Below are 11,293 nucleotides of genomic sequence, written 5' to 3' on the forward strand. Positions count from 1 at the left end.
TTTATGCTTTATTTACAGCTCTATATGCTGGCAGCTTACTTTGCTCTTTATAAAATTCATCAACAACAGTGTCCTGACTAATTAAATCAGGTTCAGGTACTTTGTCTGGCTCTCCACTGGAGAGATAAGGATCGTCTCCCTGCGTCCAGTCCGCTTTTCGCCGTAAATCTGCCATAAATTCTTTATCCCAGGTTGCATCGCAATACCCAATCGGTAAATCATATGCCACCACCTGAGACATGAAATCAGCACGCATAGGAAGAGTACTATGATCCGTGGGCTGAGAAACATAGGTTCTTATGCGAAGATCCTTTTCTTCAAATGTCTCCTTACGGGTCACAGGCACCATTCGGGGCTCAGATTCAGTTCCCACATTTTTAAATCCAATCACAATATCCTGATTGGGGTATAAATTGATGTAATTGTCATAGGTATTGTCGTTTTTTAGATTTATATCCGGATTAATTTCCCCCCCAGCCATCTATCTGTCTGTCATCGTGTTCAACTCCAACACGTGATACATCAAAATTAGCTAATTTTGCAGCATCTATAGGTTCAGGTACCTTTTCGGCATTAATAAAAACCGTTTGCCATTCCGGTGGATCTGGATAGGTGAAACTACTGCTTTGATACTTGTCGCCTTTATCATCCCAGAACGGTTTACCATCCGGCAATTTTGCAAAAGGTGTTGCGGGATTTGGCGCTTCGCCACATGGAGTACTGCGAGCCAGCATGCGCTGAAATAAATTTCCCTGATGCTTTTTCAGCAGAGGATGAGGCTGCCCCTGAGAATTATTGGGTAATCCCTGCCAGCCAATTGAGCGTAGCGGACGTGACCCCATAACTCGATCATGAGGACAGAAGTAAATATAAGTGCGTCCGTGGTTATCTCGTTCGGCAAGACTGCTGCCACTTTCACTGGCAAGAGCGACATCTGGTCGCCAGTTCTTTTTATCTGCCGTCTGTCCGACACAAAGCCCTTCATAGCCCAGTGATGATAAATGATTTTTTCTGGAAGCCACCTTATCAATGATGGCAGATAACGTATTCTGCCGCCCTTCTGGCGAAATGCACTCATCTGCCGGAAGTGACGCCCCATTAAGATCGTTATGATCCAGTGCATAAGGAGAATTAAGTACAAATAATGCATCAGGTGCATTCCTGGCTATCGCTACCGCAGCCATTGCAACCATGGTTCCCTGGCTGTGAGAAATAATGGTTACTGTATCTTTGGGATATTTATTACGAATACTGTCAACCAGGTCTGCAAGGCGTTTTGCAGCATGCGCGTAGTATTTTCGCGGTGGCACATTGGTTAACAGGCGATCTTTGTCTTCATTAAACCACTGGACTTTGATACCTGCTACTCTCTATTTAAACCCTGTCTCACTCCATAAAGAGTGCAGATTATTTGTACCGTTCTGGAATGGCCCGCCGCCCCAGAAAAATGGCCCCTGAGCAATAATATTTTCATGAGGCATGCCTTGCCTTTTTAAGTGATGGTAATCAACGCCTTTCCTATTGGCTAACGGTATATCATATTTATCTTCATTACCTTTAGGTGAAGCATACCCCCAGTAAAAGCGAATGACTGGAGAGGTTTCCTTCTTAGGCACAGGCAAATCTCTTTCTATAAGAGGTTCAATCTCTATTTTTTCATCAGAAAAATATTTATTAGCCACCAGTTTATAATCAGTCCCTTTTAATCCAAGTCTCTTATTCAGGCCTTCACAAATTTTGTCCTCAGCAATTGAAAACCATTCTCCTGTCGAGTTAACACCATGTACAAGAATAATAATTCCAGGCAAATGTGGAGGTAAATCACACCCACCTCTGATTTGGCAATTTTTATGAGAGGGAAATGAACGCCAGGAAGGATGCCCATTATCATCAAACTTACATTCAAGTTCCCGAACAGGTTCATAATTATTGTTCATTTTTCACCACCTCCTTTTTCCCATTTGACTCATTAGTATATGTGATGGCTTTAGCTTTAATATTTTTATTACATTGATATTTAACATCAATACTTGACGTTGAAGGCTTCGGAAATTTAATTCCATCTTTATAAACTTCATCTTCAATCCTAATCTGGATTTCAGACAATTCGTTTGCCATTAAATTCCTTTCCTCATGTGTTTTCGGTGGCGTTAATGTTCTGAGATAGTCGAATATATGAAATCTAGGTCCATACTCGTTTGCATAGGGCATTTTTTTCTTATCAGTTCTTCTTTCACTAACTCATCAATTTTTTTCTGCCAGTCATCATAAACACTGATTAAATTGCCGTCAGAAAACCTTAATTTATTCACTGAGCTAAGGTCATTGAGACCTGTAGGGCGAGAATAGCTATCCTCCGTTTTAGACTCATCCCTTAGATAAACACCATCATTAGCCACTACTACTTTAAGCTGACTAAAACGTTCTGGGGTGCTGTATTCCATAGCTACAATTTTATATATAAATGTGTTCCCATGATCCGCTGAAAAGAAGAAAAACACAGGGCAACCTGTTTCTGACCTTCCACTACCACAATATTGTCTGGTAGATGCGCCAGGGAATGCCAGATAACCATTATCCGCCCCATTAATAATAGAGCCTTGATAAGCCGCAATATTATTTCCCCGGCGATATGAGAAGTCATAAAAATCGTTATCCCATCCCAGGTGTGTTTTTATTCCCCTCTGAGAGTCATTGTAATATACTTGTCCACCCCTATCACAGGATATGTAGTTTTCCAGCGTCAGGTATCGATTTTTATCTATGCGATAAATAATTTGAGCAGGAGCATCTGTTTCAACTTTTCGTGACTCTTCTACCTTCTGAGAACCGCTCATTCCTCCCAGACCCACCCCAAAACTGGCTCCCATACTGGCTCCTGCCAGGAACTGTAAGCCTTTATAAATGGCATACAGGAATACACCAATAATGGCTATAATTGTAAGGACTTTCCTGTCTGACTGATTCCATCTCATCTTAATTCGCCTTTACTAAGCTGATAATCATATTGCCGATAACATCAGAAGAATTGAGTGACGTTGCTCCAGAAGCATCTGTAATACCGGAAACAACAGAACCATCTGGCATGGTGATTTTGTACGCTTTACCTGGTATAGGTTATTTTGTCAGCGCATTTCTGATGACAAATTTCTCATCAAACGTAGAAGGTTCAAACGACTTCATCACCCCCTGCATACTGCCTATGTCCGCTTTCCTGATACCCGCGTTCTTAATCGGCAGCTTACCCGGACCACCAATCTCAACATTCCCGCCTTTGATTTTGATGTAGCCGCCACCGCATATCAGCGTCAGCTCGTCCTGTGCTGTAATGACTATTTTCCTGCCGCTTGAAATATGCGTATCCTGTGTGGACCATGTGGTGATGTTTCCGCCCTGCGCCTGAATATCAATATCGTTTTGCGAGCTGAACAGTTTTGCCCCTTCACGGCTGTACAGGCTGAGTTGTTTACCGGCCGCCAGCGTAAAGTCATTCTGCGCACCAACATCCAGCTGTTTACCCGCTGTCAGCGTAAGATTATCACTGACTGATAGCTGCATAACTTGCAATGACACTCGAACCACACTGCGTCTTGCAGCCATGCAATACAATTCCACGCCCGTTTTCTTCATACGCAGAAACATCGCATTCAATAATTTTATTCATACCGTGTTCCGGGCAACTGACAGTATCATTCAAAAGTGCGGCATTTTTACCGGCTATATCGAAACTGGATGAGGCTGATGTAACTTTGCCACCATGCGAAGTGGCATCCCCTAAAACAACGACGTATCTACTCATTTAATGACCATACTCCTTTGCCTTTTCTCGAATAATTTCCTCGATACCCGTTTCCCGACTTATCATTGAAGGTTCATTAATTCTTTCAACAACCCCAGTGTTCATATAAGGGTCTGCGCCAGTGGTCCAATCAGCAAGATATCGGAGCGTTGAAAGAAATTCTTTATCCCATGTAGCATCGCAGTAACCTATCGGTAAATCATAAGCTACTACTCTGGTCATAAATTCCTTGTTTCCGGGCAGTGTGCTGTGATCTGTTGGTTGAGAAACATAAGTTCGTAACCTTTTATCTTTTTCTTCGAAAGTTTCCTTCCTTGTTATCTCTTGCACATAACCACTTGGAAGTTCCTTATAGCCGATTACGACATCTTGGTTTGGATATAAATTGACATAGTTATCATATGTATTGTCATTTTTCTTTCCAGTTTTAGGGGCTATCTCACCCCAACCATCCTGTTGTTTTGAGCCATGCTCTTTACCTACTCTGGTTTCGTCAAATTCGGCCAGCTCACTGGGATTAATAGGCTCAGGGACTTTCTCTGCATTTACAAACACTGTTTGCCATTTTGGAGGGTCAGGATATGTAATGCTACTACTTTGATATTTATCACCATCATCATCCCAAAATGGTTTTCCATCAGGTAAAGTACCAAATGGTGTCTGCTTATCAGGATAAGAACCGCATGGCGTATTCCTGGCCAACATCCTCTGGTACAAATTATTTTTAAATTTCACAATTAATGGATGTGGATTACCATTTTTATCATTAGGTAGCCCTTGCCACCCTATCGAGCGAAGCGGTAATGACCCCATAACTCGGTCATGAGGGCAAAAATAAATATACGTACTGCCATGATTATCACGCTCTTGTATTTTTCCAGCCCGTATTACATTCTCACCTTCAGGCTTCCAATTCGTTTTATCAGTAAACTTGCCTACACATAACCCTTTATAACCCACAGAGGACAGATGCGTGGATTGCTTTGCAATTTTTTCAATTATTGATGATAATGTATTTTCGCGTCCGCTTGAAGAAATTCTCTCTTTCTGAGGAATTGAAAGCTCATTAAGCTGGCTATTATGCATTGCATAAGGGGAGTTTAATATAAAAAGAGTATCTGGCCCTTTTTTTTGCTAATGCGACTGCGGCTAGCGAAATCATTGTCCCTTGGCTATGAGAGATAATACTAACCGTATCATTTGGATATTTATCCCGGATAAGGTCTAAAAGATCTGCTAATCTCTTAGCTGCATGTGAATAGTATTTTCTTGGTGGAGCATTTGTTAAAAGTCTATCTTTATTTTCATTGAAATACTGAAGTTTTGCTCCAGAGATTCCCGCCAGATTCTCATCGAATCCATAGTCACTCCAAAGCGAGTGTAAGTTATTCGTGCCATTTTGGAATGGGCCACCTCCCCATATATATGGCCCTTTTTTTTGAATGTCATCTTGTTTTATACCTGTTCTTTTCATTTCATGATAATCTTCACCATCCGCATTAGCTAACGGAATAAAATATTTATCCTCTTCCCCCCTCACAGAAGAATACCCCCAATAGAATCGAATGATTGGAGAGCGCTCAGAATTTTCAATAAGTTTTCTACGAGCTAAAGGTGAAGGTGACGAGTTACTTTTCCCTTCCTCCTTCTCACAATCTGTACTATATTTGTTCGGCTTCAATTCAAATTGAGAACCATTGAGCCCTAACCTGTCATTTAATCCTTTGCAGAGAGACTCTTCCGCATTTTGATACCATTCACCTGTTGAGTTAACCCCATGGACGAGTATTATCAAACCAGGGGGATGAGGAGGTAAATCACATCCTCCGCGGACCTTTATATTCTTATGAGAAGGGCATGAACGCCATGAAGGTTTTCCATTGTCGTCATACTTTAACTCTAAAGTCCTGGTTGTATCTGTTTTTTCACTCATTAGAAGCATCCTTTTTTATCTATTAGACAAGCCGCCACTTATCTTATTATTAGGACACCATGTGATTGGAGGATATATATAATTAAATATGATAAAACCACACACATACACCACTTGCCTGTTTTTTTCCACCCACCATCAATAGGTTTATGCAAAAAGCCAACAAAAATATATAAGATGCTACCAATTACAAGAGAATATAAACACATTATAAAGAGTATTAATCCTAACATATGTATTCCATTAATATTATTTAACGACCAGTAAGTGTTATTATCATATCATCTATCAAATCCGAAGAATTAAGCGTCGTTGCCCCCTGCGCGTCTGTTATACCAGTGACAACTGACCCGTTTGGCATAGTTATTTTATAGGCTTTTCCTGGAAGCGGCTCTTGGGTTAATGCATTTCTGATGACAAATTTCTCATCAAACGTAGAAGGTTCAAACGACTTCATCACCCCCTGCATACTGCCCGTGCCCGCTTTCCTGATGCCCGTGTTCTTAATCAGCAGTTTACCCGGACCACCAATCTCAACATTTCCGCCGCTGATTTTGATGTAGCCACCACCACAAATCAGCGTCAGCTCGTCCTGTGCTGTAATGACCATTTTCCTGCCGCTTGAAACATGCGTATCCTGCGTGGACCACGTGGTGATGTTTCCGCCCTGCGCCTGAATATCAATGTCGTTTTGCGAGCTGAACAGTTTTGCTCCTTCACGGCTGTACAGGCTGAGTTGTTTACCGGCCGCCAGCGTAAAGTCATTCTGCGCACCGACATCCAGCTGTTTACCCGCTGTCAGCGTCATATTATCACTGGCTGATAGCTGCATATCTTCGCCGCTCACCAGTGCCATGCCTTTTGGCGCACTGCCCAGAATCACCTCTTCATGCAGTTGTTCGATTTTCTGCTTCAGGAGTTTTTGCTGACGGCCAACATCGGCAGCCAGAGCCTGAGCCTGCTGTGCGCAGGCAGCAAGGGATTCCATTTCCACTAATGCTGCTGAAAGCCGTGCGAGTGCAGGCTCCATCTCCAGCACCTGCCCCTGCGCCTTCGCCTGGCCGTCAGCACTGATAAAAATCCCCTTCTGCGCCCGGATGGCGCCCCAGCTGTCGGTTCTGAGCTCAAACCCCTCGCCGCGCTGCTGTTTCTCACTGTCGACCAGATGGCCGAGATTCAGCTGGCTCTTGCCGCCGTACTCCGTGCTGACCTTGATATGCTCTTTCCCGCGCTCGTCGTCGAGGCGGATTTTGTTGTTCGCCGGCGTGCGCAGCACGTTGCGTCTGTAGTTGCGGATGGTGACGTGGTCGCCGTGCGCCGAGTCGTGCAGCACACCGGCAATGTACGGCCGGTCCGGGTTGCCGTCCTCAAAACCTATCGCCACTTCGGTACCCGCCAGCAGCGGCAGGTGCAGGCCGTACGTGTCACCCGCATACGGGCGGGACTGACGGACCCACAGACTCTCGAACCCGGTCTCCCAGTTCTCACGGTCAAACAGCATGTTGACGCGGTAGCGGCCGTCTTTATCGATATGCCCGTAGATGTCATTTTCAGTGGTACTGGTGATGCGGGCCGGTAAGGTACCTGCCATCACCGGACGTGAACCCGGCTCCGGGCGGAAACTGAAATCCGGGCTGTCCGGGATACCGTCAAACCTGACGCCAAAGTCCTCATCACGCCGTGCATGGCTGTGCATCGCCGTGACAACCACGCCCTGCGCAAACACGTCTGCCACTTCGTACCCGCCGGTGACTTTCAGCAGCATACCCGGAGAGATCACCGGACAACTGGTGAAGGCAACGGTCTGCGTCTGGCCATTCAGGTAACGTTCGTGCCGGATGCGGGCATAGAACGCCCCGGACTCCGCGGCCGGATTGCGGTCATGGGACGTTCCCGCCGTCAGGTAGTTATCCGCCCAGTGATAGGCCTCACCGTACGTGGTGACATCCCCGCGGGTCGCATCCACCAGGGTGTTCATGTCCTGCGTGGCCTGACGGTAGTTGTAGTCGCGGGTGCTGACCGCCTTCTGGACCACCTTATGACGGCTCTCCATATCCCACACCGAGTCCACCCCCTGCGAGTGCTGCCCTGACGGCGGCACCGACGGCAGCGTCAGGCCTTTCTCATACCCCTGCCGGCTGTCGTAAAACTCCACCACGTCAATGTTGAGGCGCGTGTCGGTGGTGAAGCGGAACCAGATAGTGACGGTTGAGGCGTTTACTGACCTGCGCCAGCTTCATTTCCACGATGGTGCGCATCGCTGCCTGCGCCAGCGGACGGTAAATCACCGTCTGGAAGCGCGCCAGCAGCGCGGGCTGGAAGTGGTCCCGCAGGACAGGACGCAGCAGTTCATGCAGGTCCGGCTCTGTCGCCTCCGGCTGCTCCTCCAGCATCTGCATGATGAGGTCGCTGCCGAGGTTGGAGGTCATCAGAATCACCGTGTTGCGGAAGTCAATTTCCCGTCCCTCGCCGTCGCGCATGAAACCCCGGTCAAACACCTGGTAGAACAGGTTCATCACGTCCCGGTGCGCCTTTTCCACTTCATCCAGCAGCACCACGCTGTACGGGCGCTTACGGACGGCTTCGGTCAGAATGCCGCCCTGGCCGTAACCCACGTAGCCCGGCGGTGAGCCCTTAAGCTGCGAGACGGTGTGTGGCTCCTGGTATTCCGAAAGGTTGATGGTGATAAGGGACTTCTCACCGCCGAACAGTTCATCGGCCAGCGCCAGGGCGGTTTCGGTCTTGCCGGTGCCGCTCGGCCCCACAAGCAGGAACACGCCCTGCGGGCCGTTCTCCGGCGCCAGACCGGTTTTGCTGGCGCGCAGGCGCTGCGCAATGGCATTCAGTGCACTGTCCTGGCCGACCACCCGTACGCCGAGGTTTTGCTCCAGACTCAGCAGTTCGGTCTGTTCGTCCTTCATTAATGAGGAGAGCGGTACGCCGGTCCAGTCGGCGATAACGGTGGCAACCGTACGCGCGTCCACATCCAGCCCCAGCAGCGGGGTATTCTGCTGCACGGCAGTAAGCTGCATCTGAAGGTCCGCAATCTCTCCCTGGCGGGAGATATCCGTGCGGCAGGCAAGCAGTTCCTGCGTCAGCGCCAGCTCCTGGCCGTACCGGGTTTCCCGTTCGTCGAGCTGCAAAATGATGGCGACTTCTTCCTCTCCGATGGCCGCCAGACGCTCGCCGTGGGCGGTATTGCCCACCGCGATATCCTCCAGCAGCGCCTGCTTTTCCATAGCCAGGGCCGTGAGCTGCGCCTTCATGCGGGTCAGCGGCTCCGGAATAGTGTCGAGGCTCATACGGATACGGGCAGAGGCGGTATCCAGCAAATCCACCGCCTTGTCCGGAAGCTGGCGTCCGGTCAGATAGCGTCTGGAGAGCGTGACGGCGGCTTTAACCGCTTCATCGGTAATATGCACGCCATGGTGCTCCGCGTAGCGTGACTTGAGTCCGCGCAGCATCAGGCAGGCGGTGTCGTCGTCCGGCTCATCAACTTTAACCATCTGGAAACGACGCTCCAGCGCGGCGTCGCGCTCAAAGTACTGTTTGTACTCACTCCAGGTGGTGGCGGCGATGGTTCTGAGCTCACCGCGGGCGAGCGCCGGTTTCAGCAGGTTGGCCGCATCGGCGCCGCCCGCCTGGTAGCCGGCGCCGATAATGGTGTGCGCCTCGTCAATAAAGAGCAGAACCGGCAGGGGTGACTGCTGCACCGCGTCGATGATGTTTTTCAGGCGCTGCTCGAATTCCCCCTTCACACCCGCCCCGGCCTGTAACAGGCCGAGGTCAAGGGTGCGCACCGAGACCGGCTTCAGCGCGTCCGGCACATTACCCTCATGAATGCGCAGCGCCAGTCCTTCCACGAGCGCGGTCTTGCCGACTCCCGGTTCGCCGACCAGAATCGGGTTGTTCTTGCGCCGCCGGGAAAGAATGTCCACCATCTGGCGGATTTCATTGTCGCGGCCACAGACCGGGTCGATTCTGCCCTCACGGGCGCGGGCGGTGACGTCGAGGGTGAACCTGTCCAGCGCATTCTGCAACGCCGGGTTCAGCTCTCCTTTTATATCCGCATTCACCGGACGGCCGACAAACTCCACCTCATTCCCCTGCGTAAGCTCCGCTTCCTGCTGCACCTCCGGGCGTTCATCCGACTGCGCATCCAGAAGTCCACGCAGGCGCTCAAGCTGGCTCTGCGCCAGCGTCAGCAGCGGCCACAGGCCGTCGCAGCGCAGCAGTTTCGGTTTTTCCACCAGAGCCATCAGGAGGTGAATGCTGCGGATATGTTCTTCCCCCGACAGCGAGGCGTGCAGCCAGGCCTCCTGCATCAGTGACTGCACGCCCTCCGAAAGCTGCGGACGGCTGCGCACTGACCGTGGCAGGCTGTCCAGAAAACCCAGCATATCCTGCCATATCGTATCCATATCCCATTCGTAGCGCCGCGCCAGCACCGTCAGGTCGCCCTCACCCTGCTCCAGCAGTTTCAGCAGCCAGTGCTCAGGCAGTATTTCCGCATGGGCGCGGGTCTGGCACAGGGAAGCGGCCCCTTCCATCGCGCGGGCACAGTAAGGATTAAGACGGCGTAACAGGATGGCTGGATTTTCCATGAGACTCTCTCTTTATCAGTTCCGGACACGCTACCGCCCGTCGCTGTTCCCTGTTATTCAGGAACCCAAAGCGCATCAGGTCGGGCAGGCAGATTGTGTTTTTCTTTGCTGACCACCCGTCAGTACAGGCGCTCAGCAAAAAAAGCAGACGGCTGACCGTCTGCTCGGGGGACTTACGCAGTGGCGCGTTCGTTCCAGGAATCGGAATGAATGATGTTGCCGTCCTTGTAGGTCCAGGTGATTTTTTCGTAGCGCAGTTCAATCTGCTCGAGGTGGTTGTGCTTCTCGAAAGCAGGATCCTTGATGTCATGCATCTTCGGATTCACTTTCACCAGCTTCACGTTCTCAAGCTTCGTGTTGAAGTACTCCACTTCCTGGCCTGCGTCATTGATTCTGTACCATTTGAACTCGGCAGATTTCAGGGTCTGGCCGGTCGTCACCGCCTTGTACAGGTACGGGCTGGAGGAGTCGATTTCCTTGGTGAACAGGAAAGGCGTGTGGATACGGGTGCCGGTCAGCTTGCCGGTATTGTTATCGGTCGGGATGTACAGGTTGTGCTCCTGGGCCACCACTTCGATACTGCCTTCACGATCCTGAACGTCCACAGACCCTTTAATGTCCGCGCCGCCGTCGTCCTTCAGCCACAGATAGACTGGAATTGCCATGTTAATTACTCCGTTACATTGTTATCAGCGCCATCATCCTGCGATGACGCATGGGTCGTGCCCGGCGCCTGGCAGGCATTCGCCTGCGGTACCAGACTGATTTCGACACGGCGGTTCAGCGCACGCCCTTCAGCCGTGTCGTTGGTGGCGACAGGACGGCTTTCACCATAGCCCTGCACCGCAAAACAGCTCTCCGGCACGTCGCCGGTATCTGGCGGGCAACCTGTTCAGGTTCGAAATCCTTAATATCGGAGAAATTCAGTTTTATGCTTTCTTCCGAGCCATCCCCGGC

The 11,293-nt window shown here is 49.6% G+C and carries 6 protein-coding genes and 7 pseudogenes; all 13 read right to left on the reverse strand.

All coding sequences use genetic code 11. The features are described from left to right. Position 1 precedes the first annotated feature (1 nt). Complete coding sequence (locus tag ACOTYB_RS19020; protein ID WP_421765867.1) at positions 2–481, reverse strand: effector protein Tle3 domain-containing protein; 480 nt, start codon at positions 479–481, stop codon at positions 2–4. Further along, positions 462–1,937: pseudogene (locus ACOTYB_RS19025) on the reverse strand (T6SS effector phospholipase Tle3 domain-containing protein). Before ACOTYB_RS19025 ends, ACOTYB_RS19020 begins: the two are co-directional and overlap by 20 nt. Then, positions 1,927–2,118, reverse strand: a complete 192-nt coding sequence (locus ACOTYB_RS19030; RefSeq protein WP_252010625.1) for a hypothetical protein — start codon at positions 2,116–2,118, stop codon at positions 1,927–1,929. Before ACOTYB_RS19030 ends, ACOTYB_RS19025 begins: the two are co-directional and overlap by 11 nt. 32 nt (positions 2,119–2,150) lie before the next feature. After that, positions 2,151–2,975, reverse strand: a complete 825-nt coding sequence (locus tag ACOTYB_RS19035; RefSeq protein ID WP_233093796.1) for a T6SS immunity protein Tli3 family protein — start codon at positions 2,973–2,975, stop codon at positions 2,151–2,153. A gap of 1 nt (position 2,976) precedes the next feature. Further along, a pseudogene (locus tag ACOTYB_RS19040) lies at positions 2,977–3,573 on the reverse strand (DUF2345 domain-containing protein); the annotation flags it as partial. After that, positions 3,539–3,799 (reverse strand): PAAR domain-containing protein, encoded by a 261-nt coding sequence (locus ACOTYB_RS19045; protein ID WP_220153092.1) that lies wholly within the window; start codon positions 3,797–3,799, stop codon positions 3,539–3,541. The gene ACOTYB_RS19045 and the pseudogene ACOTYB_RS19040, both read right to left, overlap by 35 nt. Continuing rightward, a complete protein-coding gene (locus ACOTYB_RS19050) occupies positions 3,800–4,612 on the reverse strand; it encodes an effector protein Tle3 domain-containing protein (RefSeq protein ID WP_421765868.1) in 813 nt (270 codons plus the stop codon). It abuts the gene before it with no gap. Positions 4,613–4,627: 15 nt separating this feature from the next. Further along, positions 4,628–5,741, reverse strand: a pseudogene (locus tag ACOTYB_RS19055) (T6SS effector phospholipase Tle3 domain-containing protein); the annotation flags it as partial. 244 nt (positions 5,742–5,985) lie between these two features. Next, positions 5,986–7,938 (reverse strand): annotated as a pseudogene (locus tag ACOTYB_RS19060) (DUF2345 domain-containing protein); the annotation flags it as partial. Continuing rightward, a pseudogene (tssH, locus tag ACOTYB_RS19065) lies at positions 7,931–10,336 on the reverse strand (type VI secretion system ATPase TssH); the annotation flags it as partial. The pseudogenes ACOTYB_RS19060 and tssH, both read right to left, overlap by 8 nt. A gap of 173 nt (positions 10,337–10,509) precedes the next feature. Next, complete coding sequence (gene hcp / locus ACOTYB_RS19070; RefSeq protein ID WP_009653685.1) at positions 10,510–11,001, reverse strand: type VI secretion system effector Hcp; 492 nt, start codon at positions 10,999–11,001, stop codon at positions 10,510–10,512. 5 nt (positions 11,002–11,006) lie between these two features. Then, positions 11,007–11,213 (reverse strand): annotated as a pseudogene (locus ACOTYB_RS19075) (OmpA/MotB family protein); the annotation flags it as partial. Further along, a pseudogene (locus tag ACOTYB_RS19080) lies at positions 11,213–11,269 on the reverse strand (type VI secretion system contractile sheath small subunit); the annotation flags it as partial. The pseudogenes ACOTYB_RS19075 and ACOTYB_RS19080, both read right to left, overlap by 1 nt. Positions 11,270–11,293: the final 24 nt, after the last annotated feature.

It is taken from the genome of Enterobacter cloacae complex sp. IR5450 (assembly GCF_049238665.1).
In the GTDB taxonomy this organism is placed as follows: Bacteria; Pseudomonadota; Gammaproteobacteria; order Enterobacterales; family Enterobacteriaceae; genus Enterobacter; species Enterobacter hormaechei_C.

Coding starts and splice junctions, on each gene's coding strand:
- ACOTYB_RS19020 (WP_421765867.1), bottom strand. CDS start 481: ATGGCTGGGGGGGAAATTAATCCGGATATAAATCTAAAAAACGACAAT.
- ACOTYB_RS19030 (WP_252010625.1), bottom strand. CDS start 2,118: ATGGCAAACGAATTGTCTGAAATCCAGATTAGGATTGAAGATGAAGTT.
- ACOTYB_RS19035 (WP_233093796.1), bottom strand. CDS start 2,975: ATGAGATGGAATCAGTCAGACAGGAAAGTCCTTACAATTATAGCCATT.
- ACOTYB_RS19045 (WP_220153092.1), bottom strand. CDS start 3,799: ATGAGTAGATACGTCGTTGTTTTAGGGGATGCCACTTCGCATGGTGGC.
- ACOTYB_RS19050 (WP_421765868.1), bottom strand. CDS start 4,612: ATGGGGTCATTACCGCTTCGCTCGATAGGGTGGCAAGGGCTACCTAAT.
- hcp (WP_009653685.1), bottom strand. CDS start 11,001: ATGGCAATTCCAGTCTATCTGTGGCTGAAGGACGACGGCGGCGCGGAC.